Source organism: Mycolicibacter terrae (assembly GCF_010727125.1).
GTDB lineage: Bacteria > Actinomycetota > Actinomycetes > Mycobacteriales > Mycobacteriaceae > Mycobacterium > Mycobacterium terrae.
Genome location: NZ_AP022564.1, coordinates 3,780,036 through 3,798,994 on the forward strand (window position 1 = coordinate 3,780,036; position 18,959 = coordinate 3,798,994).

General features: G+C 68.5%; 17 protein-coding genes. 6 read left to right on the forward strand and 11 right to left on the reverse strand.

The genetic code is table 11. The annotated features are described in order from the left end of the window. Window positions 1–127: 127 nt before the first annotated feature. Window positions 128–946 carry an acyl-[acyl-carrier-protein] thioesterase gene (locus G6N23_RS17900; RefSeq protein ID WP_085260823.1) on the reverse strand — a complete coding sequence of 273 codons (819 nt, stop codon included), beginning with the start codon at window positions 944–946 and terminating at the stop codon, window positions 128–130. 83 nt (window positions 947–1,029) lie between these two features. On the opposite strand from G6N23_RS17900, the gene ramB reads away from it, so the two are divergent. The 3 genes from ramB to G6N23_RS17915 are packed head-to-tail and all read left to right on the forward strand — an operon-like array spanning window position 1,030 to window position 4,463. Then, window positions 1,030–2,457, forward strand: a complete 1,428-nt coding sequence (ramB, locus tag G6N23_RS17905) for an acetate metabolism transcriptional regulator RamB (protein ID WP_085260822.1) — start codon at window positions 1,030–1,032, stop codon at window positions 2,455–2,457. Continuing rightward, window positions 2,454–3,002 (forward strand): carboxymuconolactone decarboxylase family protein, encoded by a 549-nt coding sequence (locus G6N23_RS17910; RefSeq protein WP_085260821.1) that lies wholly within the window; start codon window positions 2,454–2,456, stop codon window positions 3,000–3,002. The genes ramB and G6N23_RS17910 overlap by 4 nt, the downstream gene beginning before the upstream one ends. Window positions 3,003–3,008: 6 nt before the next feature. Further along, entirely contained in the window at window positions 3,009–4,463 is a 1,455-nt protein-coding gene (locus tag G6N23_RS17915) for a DUF92 domain-containing protein (protein WP_085260820.1), read from the forward strand. Window positions 4,464–4,473: 10 nt separating this feature from the next. On the opposite strand, the gene G6N23_RS17920 is transcribed toward G6N23_RS17915, so the two are convergent. From G6N23_RS17920 to exaC, 6 genes are all read right to left on the reverse strand, one after another. Continuing rightward, window positions 4,474–5,649, reverse strand: coding sequence for an NAD(P)/FAD-dependent oxidoreductase (locus tag G6N23_RS17920; RefSeq protein WP_085260819.1), 1,176 nt, complete (start codon window positions 5,647–5,649; stop codon window positions 4,474–4,476). 111 nt (window positions 5,650–5,760) lie between these two features. After that, window positions 5,761–7,161, reverse strand: coding sequence for a dihydrolipoyl dehydrogenase (gene lpdA / locus G6N23_RS17925; protein WP_085260818.1), 1,401 nt, complete (start codon window positions 7,159–7,161; stop codon window positions 5,761–5,763). 32 nt (window positions 7,162–7,193) lie between these two features. Continuing rightward, window positions 7,194–7,709 carry a hypothetical protein gene (locus G6N23_RS17930; protein ID WP_085260817.1) on the reverse strand — a complete coding sequence of 172 codons (516 nt, stop codon included), beginning with the start codon at window positions 7,707–7,709 and terminating at the stop codon, window positions 7,194–7,196. Beyond that, complete coding sequence (locus G6N23_RS17935) at window positions 7,702–7,980, reverse strand: putative holin (RefSeq protein ID WP_085260816.1); 279 nt, start codon at window positions 7,978–7,980, stop codon at window positions 7,702–7,704. The genes G6N23_RS17930 and G6N23_RS17935 overlap by 8 nt, the downstream gene beginning before the upstream one ends. 29 nt (window positions 7,981–8,009) lie before the next feature. After that, window positions 8,010–8,420: a DUF779 domain-containing protein gene (locus G6N23_RS17940; RefSeq protein WP_085260815.1), complete on the reverse strand. Its 411-nt coding sequence runs from the start codon at window positions 8,418–8,420 to the stop codon at window positions 8,010–8,012. A gap of 13 nt (window positions 8,421–8,433) precedes the next feature. After that, on the reverse strand, window positions 8,434–9,957 hold the full coding sequence (exaC, locus tag G6N23_RS17945; RefSeq protein ID WP_085260814.1) for an acetaldehyde dehydrogenase ExaC: 1,524 nt from the start codon (window positions 9,955–9,957) through the stop codon (window positions 8,434–8,436). A 52-nt stretch (window positions 9,958–10,009) separates the two neighbouring features. Here exaC and G6N23_RS17950 point away from each other — a divergent pair, with 52 nt between their 5' ends. Next, a complete protein-coding gene (locus tag G6N23_RS17950; RefSeq protein WP_085260813.1) occupies window positions 10,010–12,040 on the forward strand; it encodes a prolyl oligopeptidase family serine peptidase in 2,031 nt (676 codons plus the stop codon). 4 nt (window positions 12,041–12,044) lie between these two features. Here G6N23_RS17950 and G6N23_RS17955 read toward each other — a convergent pair whose 3' ends face one another. The 4 genes from G6N23_RS17955 to G6N23_RS17970 form a co-directional block, all read right to left on the reverse strand. Continuing rightward, entirely contained in the window at window positions 12,045–12,875 is an 831-nt protein-coding gene (locus tag G6N23_RS17955) for a hypothetical protein (RefSeq protein WP_085260812.1), read from the reverse strand. Next, a complete protein-coding gene (locus G6N23_RS17960; protein WP_085260811.1) occupies window positions 12,875–14,395 on the reverse strand; it encodes an aldehyde dehydrogenase family protein in 1,521 nt (506 codons plus the stop codon). Before G6N23_RS17960 ends, G6N23_RS17955 begins: the two co-directional genes overlap by 1 nt. Window positions 14,396–14,465: 70 nt before the next feature. Then, window positions 14,466–14,981, reverse strand: a complete 516-nt coding sequence (locus G6N23_RS17965; RefSeq protein WP_095173688.1) for a mycothiol transferase — start codon at window positions 14,979–14,981, stop codon at window positions 14,466–14,468. Window positions 14,982–15,000: 19 nt separating this feature from the next. Next, window positions 15,001–16,173, reverse strand: a complete 1,173-nt coding sequence (locus G6N23_RS17970; protein ID WP_085260809.1) for an MSMEG_1130 family ribosome hibernation factor — start codon at window positions 16,171–16,173, stop codon at window positions 15,001–15,003. A 188-nt stretch (window positions 16,174–16,361) separates the two neighbouring features. Here G6N23_RS17970 and G6N23_RS17975 point away from each other — a divergent pair, with 188 nt between their 5' ends. Next, window positions 16,362–18,104: an N-acyl-D-amino-acid deacylase family protein gene (locus tag G6N23_RS17975; protein WP_085260808.1), complete on the forward strand. Its 1,743-nt coding sequence runs from the start codon at window positions 16,362–16,364 to the stop codon at window positions 18,102–18,104. A 42-nt stretch (window positions 18,105–18,146) separates the two neighbouring features. Beyond that, on the forward strand, window positions 18,147–18,959 hold the full coding sequence (locus G6N23_RS17980; RefSeq protein ID WP_085260807.1) for a class I SAM-dependent methyltransferase: 813 nt from the start codon (window positions 18,147–18,149) through the stop codon (window positions 18,957–18,959).

The following is an 18,959-nucleotide window of genomic DNA, read 5'->3' on the forward strand; positions in this document are numbered from 1 at the left end:
ATGCGAAGTTTGCGAAGAATCGTCCAGAGGCCTTCTCGTGGCGCGTCCAGGAAAAGCTACCGGTCGGTAACTTATCCGCACAGGTCAACGCGGGTATCAGCAGTACGGCCGTACTGACTAGAACGTGTTACAGCGGGAAGATCGCGGCGAGCGCTTTGACCTCTTCGCCGACCACGTATGTGAGCGTTCTAACAGCGCGATCGGCCAGCTCGGACCCGAACCGATCGGTCGATCCGGCCGGGTGAATGTGGGAGACGATCTCTAGTTTGTCGCCCAGCGCGACGGGGGCGTCGTGTTCCAGGGTTACCCGCAACGGCGCCGCGAGCAGTTCCGGGTAACTCGACAGGTAGTCCTCGACCACGCTCCAGTACACCGAGTTGTTCACGTGGTCGAACAGGTCGATGTCGGTGAAGCGGATCGGATACTCGTGAATCTCGGCGGCGTCGGCGCGGTCGCCCGCTTTCAGGTACGCCTTCCAGCGCAGCCGGTCGACGCTGGTGGTGCGTTTGAGTCCGGCCAGGAAGTCCTCGGAGATCCGCGCCGGCCCCTGGGTCTCGCGGTTGATATTGATCCAGAACGCCTCGGACTCGATGAGGCCGCCGCTGCGCCGGCCGTCGATGCGGACCCGCATCTCGCACCAGCGGTTGGAGGTGCCCGAGCACCAGCGCCGCACCCGCAGCAAGTCCTGGAACTCGACGGGTGCGATCAGGTCCATCACGGTGCGCCGGACGATCCAGAGCGGGTGGGTGGCCTCAAACCCCATCTCCCGCAGCTGATCCTGGCCGATGTCCTGGATGTGCCGGGCCGCCGCATCCATCCGCAGCCGGCCCCGCCGGTCGATGTCGGCGACCCGCAGCGGCCACTGCCGGTCGAATACGTGGGGGTGCGGGTCGGGCACCGGCATCAAAACCTTCGCCAGACCGGCCGGCCCATCAGTCTGCTGCATCGATGCTCCCCGTCGTTTTCCCAGAGCGATCATGCCATGCCAATAATGCGAATGCCGGCTTCGCAGCAGGTAGGCTCGGCGAAGTGGCCAAGACCTACGTCGGCTCCCGGGTGCGCCAGCTGCGCAGCGAGCGCGGGTTCAGCCAGGCTGCCCTGGCGCAGATGCTGGGGATCTCACCGAGTTACCTCAACCAGATCGAGCACGACGTCCGGCCGCTGACCGTGGCGGTGCTGCTGCGCATCACCGAGGTCTTCGGGGTCGACGCCACCTTCTTCGCCTCCCAGGACGACACCCGGCTGGTCGCCGAGTTGCGTGAGGTCACCCTGGACCGCGACCTGGACGTCGAGGTCGAGCTGACCGAGGTGGCCGAACTGGTCAGCGCCCACCCCAAACTGGCCCGGGCGATGGTCAACCTGCACCGCCGCTACCGGATCACCACCGCCCAGCTGGCCGCGGCCACCGAGGAGCGCTACACCGACGGCAGCGGCACCGGCGCGATCACCATGCCGCACGAAGAGGTCCGCGACTACTTCTATCAGCGACAGAATTACCTGCACGAACTCGACACCGCCGCAGAGGAACTGGCCACCCGGATGCGCCGGCACCAAGGCGAATTGGCCATCGAGTTGGCCAACCGGCTCACCGAGGTACACGGCGTGCACATCAACCGGCGCATCGACCTGGGCGAGACGGTGCTGCACCGCTATGACACGGCGACCCGGACCCTGGACATCTCCAACCACCTGTCGTGGGGCCAGCGGGTGTTCAAGATGGCCGCCGAGCTGGCCTACCTGGAATTCGACGACCAGATCTCGGCGATGGTCGAAGAGGGCAAGTTCACCTCGAAGGACTCGCGCACGCTGGCCCGGCTCGGTCTGGCCAACTACTTCGCGGCGGCGATCGTGCTGCCCTACGGGCAGTTCCACGACAGCGCCGAGACGTTCCGCTACGACATCGAGCGGCTGTCGGCGTTCTACCGGGTCAGCTACGAGACCATCGCCCACCGGCTGTCCACCCTGCAGCGGCCGTCGATGCGGGGCGTGCCGTTCTCGTTCGTCCGCGTCGATCGCGCGGGAAACATGTCGAAACGTCAGTCGGCCACCGGTTTTCACTTCTCCTCCAGCGGCGGGACCTGCCCGCTGTGGAACGTCTACGAGACGTTCGGCAACCCGGGACGGATCGGCGTGCAGGTCGCCGAGATGCCCGACGGCCGCAAATACCTGTGGGTGGCGCGCACCGTGGAACGCCGCGCCGCGCGCTGGGGCCAGCCGGACAAGACCTTCGCGATCGGGCTGGGCTGCGAACTGCGCCACGCCCACCGGCTGGTCTACTCCGAAGGGCTGGATCTGCACGGTGACCATGAGGTCCCGGCCACCCCGATCGGGGCGGGCTGCCGGGTCTGCGAACGCGACAACTGCCCGCAGCGGGCATTCCCCGCACTGGGCCGCGACCTCGATCTCAACGAACACCGCAGCACGGTGTCGCCGTATCTGGTAAAGCAACAGCGGTGACAGCTCGCATCCCCGAAGCCCCCGGCCTGCGCGACCTCGGTCTGGTCAACTGGCTGGTCTGCAAAGTCGTCGCCGCCCGCCAGCACGTGCCCCGGGCGCACCTGTTCACCACGCTGGGCCAGCACAAGCGGTTGATGTGGTCCTGGCTGCCGTTCGGCGGGGTGCTGATGCGGGGCGGCAAGCTCTCCACTCGCGACACCGAGCTGGTGATCCTGCGGGTGGGCCACCTGCGGGACAGCAGATACGAACTGCAGCATCACCGCCGGATGGCCGCCGCGGCCGGCTTGGACGACGCCACCCAGGCCCGCATCTTCGAGGGCCCCGGCGGCCCCCATTTCGACGAGCTCACCGATCGCCAGCGCGTCATGCTGATCGCGATCGACGAACTCGTGCAGTCCCGCACCCTCTCCGATGCCACCTGGGAGCAGTTGTCCGAGCACCTGGATCGTCCCCGGCTGATCGAATTCGTCATGCTGACATCGCAATACGACGCGCTGGCCGCCACGCTGAGCGCCCTGCGGGTGCCGCTGGACTTCGACGAGTAGCGCTGCGTGACAGCTACCGTTAGCCACGACCTGGCCGTCGCCGGGGGCGGGATCCTGCTGATCGCGGTCGTGCTGATCGTCGTCGGGCGAGCGCTGGCACGCCGTGGCGCCGGCCCGCTGGTCACCCGCAAGGTTCCCCATGCGCTGTGCGGGCTGTTCGCCGCGGTGGCCGCGTTCCAGCTGTCCCACGGGGCGGTGGTGGCGGGCGTGCTGGCCGTCGCGACGGTGGCATTGGCGTTCATCGTGGAGCGGGGCCTGGTCCCGGTTCCCGGGGTCTTCGATGGCACCCGTTCCCGCGACTACGGGCTGGTCGGCTTCGCGGCCGGGGCACTCGTCGCGGTGCTGGCGTTCTGGCCGGATCGGGTGGCGATCGCCGCAGGTGTGGTGGTGCTGGGTCTGGCCGACGCGGGCGCGGCCCTGATCGGGGACCGCTACGGCCGCCACCGGGTGGAAGCCGGCGGCGGTGTGCGCTCCCTGGAGGGCTCGGTGGCCTTCGTGGCGATCGCCTTCGCCGTGTCGTTCGTGTTCTGCCGGGTCGGCCTCGAACTGAATTCGTTCATGGCGGTGGCGGTTTCGTTGTTCGTCGCGGTGACGACGGCAGCGGTCGAGCTGCTGGTCTGGCCGGCGGCGGACAACCTGCTGATCACACCGTGGGTGGCGCTGCTGCTGCACGTCGCGCGCGAGCTGTCCACCGACGACGCGCTGCGCTGGTTGGCCGCGGCCGTATTCGGTTGCGCCATCGTGCCGTTCATGCTCCGGATGCGCTGGCTGGATCTGCCGGGCGCGCTCTGCGGTGGTCTGATCGCCGGGGTGGCCGTCGGCCTCGGCGGGTGGGCGTGGATCATCCCGGCCGCCGTCTTCTTCTCACTGACCAGCCTGCTCACCGGGTATCGCCGACCCACCCGGGCCGGGGGCATGCGCACCATGAGTCAGGTCGCGGTGAACGCCAGCCTACCGGTGCTGGTCCCGGTGATCGGCTTTGCGTTCACCCGCGACCCGGCCTGGTACGCCGTCTCCATCGGCGGGATCGCCGCCGGCATCGCCGACTCCTGGGCGTCGGAGATCGGCCGGTTCTCCAAGCGGGATCCGGTGTCGCTGCGGACGCGGGGCCGCGTCGCCAAAGGCACGTCGGGGGCGGTCTCCCCGCTGGGTTCAGCGGCGACGGTGGTGGGAGCGTTGGCGGTCGGATGTTTCGGCGCGCTCTTCGGTGGGCTGGCGATGGTGCCCGTCGGCCTGGTGGCCGGGATCATCGGCTCCCTGGTGGACACCCTGATCGGCGCCAGCGTGGAGGCCCGCTTCGTGTGCACCACCTGCGGCGCCACGGTGGAGGACCGCCTGCACTGTGGGTCGCCGACGCAGCCGTCCTGGGGGTGGCGCTGGGTGGGCAACGACGTCGTCAACGCCTTCGCCAATGGGGCCGGGATGGCGGCGGGATTCCTGGTATTCGAGCTGCTGGGGTAGCCGCGCCTGGCTACCTTCCCGATAATGTCCTCTCCCACAACAGCAGCCGTGTTCGAAACCCGGGATGGTTCACACTGTCCAACAACGCGAGCGCGGTGCGGGTGAGCGCCGGGACGCCGGCCAGCTTGTTGAAGATCCGGCCGCGCCGGTATTCCTTGCCCCATGCCGCTTGGATGGTTTGTTGGTAGTTGCTGAAATCGTCGGGCCCACCGTTGGTCAACGCGGCGATGGCGCACTCACCGGCCGCCATCCCGGATTGCAACGCCTTGGAGATGCCCGCGCCCGACACCGGCCGGGCCGCCCCCAGCGCGTCACCGGCGAACAGCACACCCGGGCGCCACGGCGGCCAGGCGGTGAAACCCATCGGCAGCCGCCAGCCCTGCAGGGCCTTCGACTTCTGCAACTCGGCGACCGACGGCAGCTCCCAGTCGCGGGGCAGGGTGGCCATGAACTCGCCCAGGAACCGGGTGGAGTTGATCTTCTGCCAGTGCTTGTAGCTGTTGACGTAGCCCACGCCGATGTTGACGTGGCCACCGCCGAGTGGGAAAACCCAGCCGTACCCGGGCAGTTGGTCGCCCTGGAACCGAATCTTCAGGTAGATGTCGAGGCTGTCGGAGTCCGGGCGGTTCGCCTGCATTTCGGCGCGGATCGCGATCGCCGAGTAGCCGTTGCATTGCGAGTCCAGTGTGAGCCCGCGCTTGACCGGCGAGTACGCGCCGTCGGCGGCGATCACCGCATCGGCCAGTACCTTCTCGCCGGACTTCAGGGTCACGCCGGTGACGCGTCCGTCGTCGTCGACGAGGGGGCCGACGACTTCGGCGCCCTGGCGTACCTCGGCACCCGCAGCCGCGACGTTTTCGAGCAACATCGTGTCCAGCTCGCGACGGCGGATACCGTGCCCGTGGTCGGGCATCCCGGCGCGGCGCGGGAAGGTCAGCTCCCACTGACTCGGGCTGAAGATCTTGGCCCGGTTGATGCGGTGGAACGTGGCGATCTCGTCGGCCAGACCCATCCTCTGCAGGTAGCCGGTGGCGCGCGGAGTCAAGCCGTCACCACAGGGCTTGTCGCGCGGAAACTCGGCCTTGTCCAGCACCACCACCCGGGCACCGGTCCGCACCGCCTGCCACGCTGCCGCCGAACCCGCCGGCCCGCCCCCGGCTATCGCCAGGTCATACCGCCGGGTCACCGGACCTCGACTGTCCGTGGGTGTGTTGCGGACTGCGCCACCGTCTCCACGACCGCAAGCTTGGTCGCTTTGGTTGCCCGTATCAAGGGCGGCGCCGGCGGGCGCCCGGACTCAGAAGTTGATCATGTGGCCGGTCAGGCCGTGGAAGCACTCCTGCAGCGCCTCGGACATGGTCGGGTGGGTGTGCACGTTGCGGGCCAGCTCGCCCGCGGTCAGGTCCCACTTCTGCGCCAGGGTGAGCTCGGGCAGCAGTTCGGAGACGTCGTGGCCGACCAGGTGCCCGCCGAGCAGCTCGCCGTAGCGGGTGTCGGCGATCAGCTTCACGAACCCGCTCGGGTCGCCCGCCCCGTGGGCCTTGCCGTTGGCGGTGAACGGGAACTTGACCACCTTCACGTCGTAACCCTCGGCGCGGGCCTGCTCCTCGGTCAGCCCGAAACTGGCCACCTGCGGCTGGCAGAACGTGGCGCGCGGCATCATCCGATAGTCACCGAGCGGCATCGTCTCGGCCCCACCGATGGTCTCGGCGGCCACCACGCCCTGCGCCTCGGCGACGTGCGCCAGCTGCAACAGACCGGTGACGTCGCCGATGGCGTAGATGTGCGGCACCGAGGTCTGCATGTACTCCCCGACACCGATCGCGCGCCGGTCGGTCAGCGCCACCCCGGCGGCCTCCAGACCGTAACCGTCGACGTTGGGCGCAAAGCCGATGGCCTGCAACACCTTGTCGGTTTTGAGCTCTTCAGTCTGCCCGTCCTTGCTGACGGTGACGGTGACGGACCCGCCGGCTCCACTGTCCACGATGGACTCGACCTTGGTGCCGGTGCGGATCTTGATACCCAGCTTCTTGAGCTGCTTCTCCACCTCCTTGGACACCTCGACGTCCTCGTTGGGCAGCGCCCTCGGTAGGAACTCCACCACCGTGACGTCGACGCCGTAGTTGGCCAAGATGTAGGAGAACTCCATGCCGATGGCCCCGCATCCGGCGATGACGATCGAGCCCGGTAGCTCCCGGCTCAGGATCAGCTCCTCGTAGGTGACCACGTTGGCCGAAAGCGACGTGCCCGGCACCAGCCGGGTGCTCGATCCGGTGGCGATGATCGCGTTGTCGAAGGTGACGTTTTCGGTCCCGCCCTCGTTCAGCTCGACGGACAGCGTGTGGGCGTCGGCGAACCGGCCGTAGCCGTGGATCTCGGTGATCTTGTTCTTCTTCATCAAGAAGTGCACACCGGCCACCCGGCCGTCGGCGACCTTGCGGCTGCGGTCGAACGCCGCCCCGTAGTCGAAGCTGGCCTCCCCGGTGATCCCGAAGGTGGCGGCCTCACGGTTGAAGATGTGTGCCAGCTCGGCATTGCGCAGCAACGCTTTCGACGGGATACAGCCGACGTTCAGGCAGACCCCGCCCCAGTATTTCGGTTCGACGATGGCGGTGTTCAAGCCCAGCTGGGCAGCGCGGATGGCCGCGACATAACCACCGGGGCCGGCTCCGAGGACTACGACGTCATAGTGGGTCACAGACCCACCCTAACGGGCAGTGTCCCCGCGCTTCAGTACGGGATGATCCCGCCGACGCAGCGGCTCACGTGCTGGCAGAAGTGGTGGCCGTACAGCGGCGCGGCGGCCGCGGCCGAGGCGAACACCGCCGACATCAGCGCGATGGCCAGCGCCGCCAGCAACGGTTTCTCGCCGACCATCGCCACGATCACCCCGGCGAGGATGCACCCCACCGCGTAGACCACCACCACGAAGACGGCCGGGGTCTTGTCGGCCAGCGAATACCACCAGGAGAACAGCCCCAGCCCGATCCCGGCCGCCGGGATCCAGACGGCGGCCAGCACCAGCACCAGCTGCCACCACTTGAGAAACCGGTACTGGCCCTCCACGACGACCGGCTTGGGAGGCTTGGCGGTCGACGTCACCTGCGGCTCCGGCTTGCCTTCCGGTTCGGGCGCACACTCCTCTTCCGGCCCGGGCAGCGGCGTCGGATGCGGGCCGGTCTCGAAGCTCGGCGGCCAGTGCGGCTCGGTCATCGGCAGCGCCCCGGTGTCGGTGGTCTCAGACACCGGAGACCGCCTGAATCGCCGCCAGAGCCCCGAACCAGCCGACCGCCAGCGCGAGGAGAAACGCACCCACTGCGGTTACCCAGCGTCGCGAGGAGACGAACACCAACCCCAGCCCGGCCACGCTGGGAGCTCCGAGCACCAGCGCGATCGCGGCGTCCGGGCGCAATGCTGCGGTGAGCAGCAGCGTCGTCCCGATTCCGGTCAGCGCACCGACAGCGGTCCCGACCAGCATGATGCTGCTCAACAGCCAGGGGCGCGGCAGCGGAATCACACCAGCAGATTTTACGACCGCGGCCCCGCTCAGTGCGGTAGCGACCCGGTGATCACCGGGACTTCGTCCAGCAAAGCGTTCTCGTCGTCGGTGAAGGCCCGGCCACGGGTCAAGAACCGGATGCCCTCCGGCGCCTCCAGGCTGAACCCGGCACCGCGGCCGGGCACCACATCGATGATCAGCTGGGTGTGCTTCCACGCCCCGAACTGCGGCCCGGAGATCCACACCGGCACCCCGCCACCGACTCCGTCGACGTCGAGCACACCGAGCAGCACGTCGCGGTCACCGACGATGAAGTCCCCGTCGGGGTAGCACATCGGCGCCGAGCCGTCGCAGCAGCCGCCGGACTGGTGGAACATCACCGGGCCGTGCCGCCGGACCAGTCGCGCCACCAGTTCGGCTGCCGCATCGGTGATCAGCACCCTGGCCGGCGCGTCCATCAGAACATGCCCATCAAAAAAGACCCTGCGCCGTCTGGGAGTAGGACACCAGCAGGTTCTTGGTCTGCTGGTAGTGGCCGAGCACCATCTTGTGGTTCTCCCGGCCGATTCCGGACTGCTTGTAGCCGCCGAACGCGGCGTGCGCGGGATAGGCGTGGTAGCAGTTGACCCACACCCGGCCGGCCTGGATGTCGCGGCCGGCCCGGTAGGCGGTGTTGCCGTCGCGGCTCCACACCCCCGCGGCCAGCCCGTAGAGGGTGTCGTTGGCGATGCCGATGGCGTCGTCGTAATCGGTGAACGATGTCACCGAGACCACCGGGCCGAAGATCTCCTCCTGGAAGACCCGCATCTTGTTGTGCCCGCCGAAGATCGTCGGCTGCACGTAGTAACCGCCGGACAGCTCCCCACCGAGTTCGGCGCGCTCCCCGCCGGTGATGACCTTGGCGCCCTCGCCCTTACCGATCTCGATGTAGGACAGGATCTTCTCGAGCTGGTCGTTGGAGGCCTGCGCGCCGATCATGGTGGCGGGGTCCAGCGGATCGCCCTGGCGGATCGCCTTGGTGCGGATCGCGGCCAGTTCCAGGAACTCGTCGTAGATGTCGGCCTGGATCAGCGACCGCGACGGGCAGGTGCACACTTCGCCCTGGTTGAGCGCGAACCCGGCGAACCCCTCCAGCGCCTTGTCCTGGAAGTCGTCTCCTGCCGCCAGCACGTCGGAGAAGAAGATGTTGGGGCTCTTGCCACCCAGCTCCAGGGTGACCGGGATGATGTTCTGGCTGGCGTACTGCATGATGAGCCGGCCGGTGGTGGTCTCCCCGGTGAAACCGATCTTGGCGATCCGGTTGCTCGAAGCCAGCGGCTTGCCCGCCTCCACCCCGAAACCGTTGACCACGTTGAGGACTCCGGCGGGCAGCAGGTCGCCGATCAGGCTCATCAGATACAGGATCGACGCCGGGGTCTGCTCGGCGGGCTTGAGCACCACCGCGTTTCCCGCCGCCAGGGCGGGCGCCAGCTTCCAGGCCGCCATCAGCAGCGGGAAGTTCCACGGGATGATCTGGCCCACCACGCCCAGCGGTTCGTGGAAGTGATAGGCGACGGTGTCGTCGTCGAGCTGGGACAGTGCACCCTCCTGGGTGCGGATCGCGGAGGCGAAATAGCGGAAATGATCCACGGCCAGCGGGATGTCGGCGGCCAGCGCCTCCCGGATGGGCTTGCCGTTGTCCCACACCTCGGCGACCGCCAGCTGCTGGGTGTGCTCTTCGATGCGGTCGGCGATCTTGTTCAACACCGCCGCCCGCTCGGCCGGCGAAGTCTTGCCCCAGGCCGGGGCGGCGGCGTGCGCGGCGTCCAGCGCCTTGTCGACGTCGGCCGCCGTGGAGCGCGGGATCTCGCAGAACACCTGGCCGGTGACCGGTGTCGCGTTCTCGAAATACTCACCGGAGACCGGCGGCTCCCACTGCCCGCCGATGAAGTTCCCGTAGCGGGACTCGTAGCTCATCAGCGCCCCCGCGGAACCCGGACGTGCGAATACGGTCATCGGTGCTGCTCCTCTCGGGTGTTACACACCTCACACTACCGTCGCCGTCACAATGGCATCCATGGCTGCCGACCACTTCGACGACCCCTACCTCTGGCTCGAGGACGTCACCGGTGACGACGCCCTGGACTGGGTCCGCGCCCACAACACCCCGACCGTCGACGGGTTCGCCGGAGCGGACTTCGAGGCGATGCGCACCGCCGCCCTCGAGGTGCTCGACACCGACGCCCGCATCCCCTACGTGCGCCGGCGCGGCGAGTTCCTCTACAACTTCTGGCGCGACGCCGCCAACCCGCGCGGGTTGTGGCGGCGCACCACGTTGGACAGCTACCGCAGCGCCGCCCCGGACTGGGACGTGATCATCGACGTCGACGAGCTGGGCCGCGCCGACGGCGAGAACTGGGTGTGGGGCGGCGCCAACGTGATCGAACCCGAGCTCACCCGGGCGCTGGTGTCGCTGTCCCGGGGCGGCTCGGACGCCGTGGTGGTGCGCGAATTCGATATGACCACCAGGGAATTCGTCCCCTCTGCTTCCGGCGGATTCCAGCTCCCGGAGGCCAAGACCCGGATCAGCTGGGAGGACGAGGACACGGTGCTGGTGGGCACCGACTTCGGGCCGGACTCGCTCACCGACTCGGGGTATCCGCGGATCGTCAAGCGGTGGCGGCGCGGCCGGCCGCTCACCGACGCCGCGACGGTGTTCGCCGGCGCGGCGACCGATGTGGCGGTGGGCGCCGGACGCGACCGCACCCCGGGTTTCGAACGCACCCTGGTCTCGCGGGCCGTCGACTTCTTCAACGACGAGGTCTATGAGCTGCGCGAGGACGAGCTGATCCGGATCGACGCGCCCACCGACGCGACGGTGTCGGTGCACCGGCAATGGATCCTGATCGAGCTGCGCACCGATTGGGACACCGGCACCGCGTCCTACCGAGCGGGTTCCCTGTTGGCCGCCGACTACGACGAATTCCTGGCCGGCACAGCGCAGTGCAGCGTCGTCTTCGAACCCGACGCCCACAGCGCCCTGCACCATTACGCATGGACCCGCGACCGGCTGGTTCTGGTCACCCTGCGCGACGTGGCCAGCCGGGTGGAGGTGATCACTCCCGGCGACTGGCAGCGCCGCCCGGTCACCGAGGTGCCGGCCAACACCAACGTCGTGATCGCGGCTGCCGACGACACCGGCGATGAAATCTTCCTGGACTCCAGCGGATTCGCTCACCCGTCGCGGCTGCTGCACGGTCCGGTCGACGGCTCGCTCACCGAGATCAAGTCCGCGCCAGCCTTTTTCGACGCCGAAGGCCTGAACGTCTCCCAGTACTTCGCCACGTCCAAGGACGGCACCGCGATTCCCTATTTCGTGGTGCGCCCGGAAGGCGCAACCGGCCCGACGCTGTTGGGCGGCTACGGCGGATTCGAGGTGGCCCGCACCCCCGGCTACGACGGGGTGCTGGGCCGGCTGTGGCTGGCGCGCGGCGGCACCTACGTGCTGGCCAACATCCGCGGCGGCGGCGAGTACGGTCCGGGTTGGCACACCCAGGCGATGCGCGCGGGCCGGCACCTGGTGGCCGAGGATTTCGCCGCGGTGGCAACCGATCTGGTGGACCGCGGGATCACCACGGTGGCGCAGCTCGGCGCGGTGGGCGGCAGTAACGGCGGGCTGTTGATGGGCATCATGCTCACCGCCTACCCGCAGTTGTTCGGCGCGCTGGTCTGTCAGGTACCGCTGTTGGACATGCGCCGCTACCACCTGCTGTTGGCCGGCGCGTCCTGGGTCGCCGAGTACGGCGATCCCGACAACCCCGACGACTGGGAATTCATCTCGAAATACTCTCCCTACCAGAATATTTCGGCCGAGGCGACCTACCCTCCGGTGTTGATCACCACGTCCACCCGCGACGACCGGGTGCACCCCGGGCATGCCCGCAAGATGACCGCGGCACTGCAGGACGCCGGACACCGTGTCTGGTACTACGAGAACATCGAGGGCGGCCACGGCGGGGCCGCCGACAACGCGCAGGCGGCGTTCAAGTCCGCGCTGAGTTTCTCATTCCTGTGGCGGATGCTGGGCGATCGGCGCTGACCCGTCAGGCCTTGCGCACCCCACCCGCCAACGCGGCGGCCACGCCGACCAGCACCAGCACCCCACCGGCGGCCAGGGTCAGATTGAGCCACTGATGCAGGCTGGCTTCGGCCACGTCCACCACGGCTTCGGCGATCCGGCGGATGTCGCCGGTCGCCTGGTTGAGCGCGTGATTCAGATAGCGCCGCGCCACCTCGATCCCCGCCCAGCCCGCCGCGCCCACCAATAGCCCCGAAACGCCGAGACTCGCCAATGCCCTGCCGCGATGGCGTGCCGCGGCGAGCGTCAGCGCCGCACACAGACCGGTCAGCGCGACCAGCACCAGGCTCAGCCACGGTCCCCACACCGCGAGGCGGTGCAATTCAGCCGGACGCGCCACCTCGGTGGACGTCGCCGTCAGCGGAATGCTCATCGACGCCGGTAGCGCGATGTGGTGGTCGGACAGCAGTTGCGCAAACGCCTTGTCCCGCAACATCGGTACCACGTCGATCTCCCACGGGCCGGTGTCGGCGCTGCTGAGCAGCCAGTCGTGCCCGTCCCGGTTCACCTGGACGAACTGGGCAGGAAATGCCGGCCCGGCAGTGTATTCGGCGGCGGCGTCCCGCACCGGGGACGGGTCGATGGGAAAGCCCTGCGCACGGATCAGCCGCACCGCCTGGGAGGTGAGCTCCGCGGCGACGGCGTCCTGCAGGGCAGGTTGGGCCGCAGCCCGTCGCGCCAGCCGCGCGTAGCCGTCGCCGTCGATCAGGTTGCTCTGCGCCCATGCCGTCGGCAGCGACACCGCAAGGGTCACGGTGGCCAGCAACCAGAACAGCGCCGCCGTGAGGAAGCGCACTATTTCGCCGTGCGCCGCGGCCTCGCCAGCGCCATCCGGGTCATCAGCCCGTTCATCCGGGCCAGTGCCTTGAGCGAATTGTGGTAGTAGTTGCCGCCCGCACCGACGTTCGTGCGCGGCGCCACGATGGCCTCCTGCCGGCAGAACTTGCGGATCCCGTCGACGCCGCCGAAACGCGCCCCGATACCCGACGTCTTCCAGCCGCCCATCGGGGCCGTCGTGCACATCAGGTTCGAGATCACGTCGTTGATGTTCACCGCACCGCAATCCAGTTGGACGGCAATGTCTTTGGCTCGTGAGATGTCGCGGGAGAACACCGAGGCACTCAGCCCGTAGGGGCTGTCATTGGCGAGCCGGATCGCCTCATCGACACTGGCGACCTTCATGATCGGCAGGGTCGGCCCGAAGGTCTCCTCGGTCATGCAGGCCATCGAGTGGTCGACGCCGACGAGCACGGTGGGCGGGTAGAAGCTGCCCGTGCCGGGCGCGCGTTCACCGCCGGTCAGCGCGCGCGCTCCGGCGGCCACCGCCTCCTTGACGTGACGTTCGGTGATGGCCAACTGCTGGTCGCTGATCAGCGCCCCGAAGTGCTTACCCTCACCGGTGCCCATCTGCAGCGCCTCGACGTCCCGGACGACGGCGGCGACGAACTTGTCGTAGACGGCGTCCAGCACATACACCCGCTCGACCGAGACGCAGGTCTGGCCGGCGTTGAACATCGCCCCCCACACGGCGGCGTGTGCGGCCAGGTCGATGTCGGCGTCCTCGCACACGATCATCGGGTCCTTGCCACCCAATTCGAGGCTGTAGGGCACCAGCCGCCGGGCGGCGCGCTCGGCCACCTTGCGGCCGGTGCCGCTGGAGCCGGTGAATTGCACATAGTCGGAGCTGTCGATCACCGCTTCGGCCACCTCACGGGCGCCCTGAACCACCGCGAACACGTCCGGGCCGCCGGAGGCCTGCCAGCCCTCGCGCAGCAGCTCCGCGGTCAGCGGGGTCTGCTCGGACGGCTTGAGCAGCACCGCACAGCCGGCCGCCAAGGCACCGATCGCGTCCATCAACGCGTTGGCCACCGGGTAGTTCCACGGGGCGATCACGCCGACTACCGGCCGCGGCCGGTAGTGCACCGAGATCTTCTTGATCGCCATCATCGGCAGCGCTGCCGGCCGGGTCTCCGGGGCCATCGCCTTGTCCATCACCTTGATCACGTAGGACAGGATCATGATCAGCAGCGGCACCTCTTGCGCGGCGTCGGTGCTGGACTTGCCGGTCTCGGCGATCAGCAGCCGCTCGATCTCGTCGCGGTGCTCGCCGAGCCACACCGCGTAGCGGGCCATCGCCTTGGCCCGCCCCTTGGCGCCGCGCCGCTCCCATTCGCGCTGGGCGCTGCGCAGGCCGGCGGCGATCGCTTCGACGTCGGACGGATCGGTCCAGTGCACCTCACCGGCGACCGCCCCGGTGGCGGGGCTGAGCACGGTGTCGGTACCGGACAGGGCGGTGGCAGGCGTGGTGACAGTCATGGCGCCATGTTAGTCCCGGTTGTGATCCCCGTCGCACCCGCCTCGACAGGTGTCAAGTTCATCCCCGCGCTCAGGCTTGTAAGCCCCGCAGGTACGCCGCCTGACCTAGATGCTGCGCGCAGTCGTCGATGATGCTGACCAGCCGCACCCCGGCCGTCACCGGCGGATCCCACTGGTCGTCGACGATGCGGGCCAGCTCGTCGGAGGTGACTCCGTCGAGATAGTCGAGGGTCAGCTGGTGCACGCTGCGGTAGTAGCCCGCCAGCAGTTGCGCCGGGGCCCGGACCTTGGCGACATCGGCCGCGCTGTGGCCGTACCCGCTGTCGTCGCGCGGCAGGTCCAGACCGAACCGGTCCACCCAGCCGTCGCGGGTCCACACCTGCTCGACGCCGGCGACCTGGGCGATCTGGATGTCCTGTACCCGGGCGCTGTGCCAGAGCAGCCAGGCGATGCTGTTGGCCTGCGCCGTCGGCCGATATTCGGCCACCTGCTCGGTGAGCCCGTCGGTGACTTCGTCGGCGTGTTCGATCAATCGGGTGAACGCGTCCCGAAGCAGGTCCTGCAACGCGGCGTCGCTCATCGGCACGTCCTTCCGTAAGGGTCGTTTACCAGCGCAGGAGCGCGGCAACGCCCGCGGCATCGCGCAGCCGCCCGTCGGCCGCCCCCTGGATGGGGCTGATCCGGGCTCCGGTCTTGAACGCCCGCTCGACCAGCCTCTCGGTCAACCGGGAATCCGGCGTCCCCGGGTGCCCGTCCGGGCCGACCTCCTCGCCGGCGTAAAGCGCCCCGTCCGCACCCAGCGTCCCGGTGTAGCGGACCTCCGGGTCGTAGATCAGGTGCGCGACTCGGCCGGCATTCAACGCCGCGGCCACCTCCGACAACCCCAGGGCCACCCGGTGACCGGACCCGGCGCCGTCGCACACCCCGTCCAGCAGCCGTCTTTCCCGCTCGGCGTGCTGCTCATGAGCCCACTCGGTCACAGCGGCCTGCAGTGCAGCGGCATCGAGCCCGCTGAGAACCCGGGTGTCGGCGAATACCCGGTCGCGAAGGACTTGGGGAAATTTCGTGACGGCCGGCTCGGTCCAGCGGTCCCCGCCGCTGACCAGGATTCGCTCCCAACCACGCTCGGCGGCCAGCCCGGCGGCCACCGTCGTCACCCGATCCAGGAACCGTTGTGCTCGATCGTGCTCGCGCGATTGACGCTGCTCTTGCATCGGCGTGTGGAACTGCCCTTGCGGGCCGCCACCGATATGGCCGGCGCGCTCGTGCGACGCCTCGACATATTGCTGCTCGATCCGGCTCAGCTGCTGAACCGACCCGACGCGCCACTCGAGCAGTACCGCGTCCTCGGCGGAGACCAGGACCACCCCCGCCGGCCGGCCTTCATCGAGCAACTCCAGCAGCGGATGGATGAACGGGCGGTCGTCCAACACCACTCGGCTGGCTATCGGCAACGCGCTCTGCAGTTGCAGAACCCAGTCATCTTCCAGCCCGGCGAACAGAATTCGGCTTCGGCCGCCGGCCGCCGGGTCGGCCAGCTCTGCCACCCGGGGCCAGAGTCGTTCCAGCGCCGCGACGGTCTTGTCGCTGTGCTCGCTCTCCGCCGCGATCCGGCGCTGCAACTCCCGGAAGCGGTTCTTCAGGTCGATGGCGGCGGCTTGCAGGTTGGGGTCCCCGCTCGGATCCGCGTTCAGGCTGACCGTCAGCACACCGAGTTTGTCGGTCCGGTAGAACAGCTCCCAGACGCCGTCGGAGTCAAGCCGTTCGAGGGCTACCATCGGTTCGCGCCTCCGATCCTGTTGCAGGCTCCTTGGTTGCGCTCCAGCCACCAACTATAGCCACGCCCGGCGATCGCGGGGCCGAGATGCTTCGATGGCCGCTGTGACCGGCTGCGCCAATCGGCCGCCACCGGCGATCACCGAAAACGTTCTGGCATATGAGGCGTACCCGGGCGTAGATTTTCTAGATGAGCTTCGACCTCGTGGTCCGCAACGGCACCGTTGTCGATGGGCTGGGTGGCGAGCTTTTCGTCGGCGATGTCGCGGTCCGCGACGGCATCATCGCCGAGGTCGGTCGGGTGGCCGACTCGGGGGCCACAGAAGCCCAGCACGTGATCGACGCGGCGGGGCTTCTGGTCACACCCGGTTTCGTCGACCTTCACACCCACTACGACGGGCAGTCGATCTGGTCGGATCGCCTCAATCCCTCATCGGCGCACGGGGTGACGACGGCACTGATGGGCAACTGTGGCGTGGGTTTCGCGCCGTGCCGGATGGCCGACCACGAGGTGCTGGTCGACCTGATGGCCGGCGTCGAAGACATCCCCGGGGTGGTGATGACCGACGGGCTGCCGTGGACCTGGGAGACCTTCCCGGAGTTCATGGATGCTGTCGACGCGCGGCAGCGCGACATCGACGTCGCGGCGTTTCTGCCGCACTCGCCGCTGCGGGTCTACGTGATGGGACTGCGCGGTGTGGACCGCGAGCCGGCAACGCCCGAGGATCTGGCCCGGATGCGCGAGCTGGCCCGCGAGGCCGCCGACGCTGGGGCACTGGGTTTCTCATCGTCTCGGCTGACCACCCACCGCACCAAGACCGGAGCCCGGATCCCCAGCTACGACGCCGCCTACGCCGAGATCCTCGAGATCAGCCGCGGCATCGCCGATGGCGGCGGAGGGCTGATCCAATTCGTCCCGGACCTCCCCAACGGCGCGTATCAGCCTGTGCTGCAACAGGTTTTCGACGCAGCCACCGATGCAGGCCTGCCGGTCACGTTCACCCTGCTGATCGGGAACGCCGGCGATCCACTGTGGCACGATGCGATCACCATGGTGGAGAAGGCGAACAGTTCCGGCGCCGCGATCACCGCGCAGGTGTTCCCCCGGCCGATCGGTCTAATGGTCGGCCTGGATCTGAGCATCCATCCGTTCGTGCTGTACCCGAGCTACCAGAAGATCGCCGGGCTGCCGTTGGCGGAGCGCGTCACCGAAATGCGCAAACCTGAGGTGCGGCAACGGATTTTGTCCGATCGGCCGAGTATTGTCCCGGCCAATCCCATTGCGTATCTGGCCCAGTCCTGGGACTGGACGTACCCGCTCGGCGACGACCCCGACTACGAACCGGATCCGGCGAAGAGCATTGCGGCACGCGCCAGGGCACGTGGCGTCTCTCCGGTCGAGGAAGCATACGACCGGCTCCTCGATGACGACGGGCACGCGATCCTGCTGGACGCCCTGGCCAACTTCGAGAACAACTCGCTGGACACCGTCGGCGCCCTGATGCGCCGCGACGACGTGGTGCTGGGCCTGGGCGACGGTGGCGCCCACTACGGAATGATCTGCGACTCAAGCTTTCCCACCTACGTGCTGACGCACTGGGCCCGTGACCGCGAGTCTGGCCGGCTCAGCGTTGCCGAGGCGATCCGCGAATTGACGTCGACGCCGGCCCGGGCAGCCGGACTCGACGACCGCGGCCGGATCGCCGTCGGCTACAAGGCGGACCTCAACGTCATCGATCACCAGCGCCTGCGGCTGCACAAGCCGGTGATCAGTTACGACCTGCCCGCCGGCGGGCGGCGGCTGGACCAGACCGCCGACGGCTACGTGGCGACGATCGTCTCCGGCGAGATCATCGCCGAGAACGGCAAACCCACCGCGGCCCGGCCCGGCAAGCTGGTGCGTGGCCGTCAGCCCTCGCCGGCCCGAGCTTGAGCCGCGTCGGGCGGCTGGGCTGCGCGAGTAGCGTTGTCGGATGTGACTGAGCCCCCGGAGCCCAAATACACCCACGGCCATCATGAGTCGGTGCTGCGCGCCCACCGGGCTCGCACCGCGCAGAACTCAGCAGCGTATCTGTTGCCGTCATTGACCCCGGGCTTGCAGTTGCTCGATGTCGGCTGCGGGCCGGGAACCATCACCGCGGATCTGGCCGGCATCGTCGCTCCCGGCCGGGTGATCGCCATCGAACCGGTGCCCGAAGCACTGGATCTGGCGCGCGACTGCGCACGTGAACGAGGGCAACACAACATCGACTTCGTGGTCGCCGATGTGCATGCACTACAGTTCGGCGACAACAGCTTTGACGTGGTGCATGCTCATCAGGTGCTACAGCATGTCGCCGACCCGGTGACCGCGCTTTCCGAGATGCGCCGGGTGTGCAAGCCCGGCGGGGTGGTGGCCGCCCGCGACAGCGATTACGCGGCGTTCACCTGGTACCCGGCTTCGGCGGAGCTGGACGACTGGCTGCAGCTCTACCGCGAGGCCGCGCGGGCCAACGGCGGCGAGCCCGACGCGGGCCGGCACCTGCTGGCCTGGGCGCACGCGGCCGGATTCACCGACGTCACCCCGACCACGAGCGCGTCGTGTTTCGCGACCCCCGCCGACCGGGAGCACTGGGGCGGCATGTGGGCCGACCGGATCCTGCAATCCGCCATCGCCGAGCAGCTACTCGGCAGCGGCGCCGCCGATCAGGCCAAGCTGCAGGCGATTTCGCGGGCGTGGCGAGACTGGGCCGATCACCCGGACGGCTGGTTGGCGATCCTGCACAGCCAGATCCTGTGCCGGGTGTGA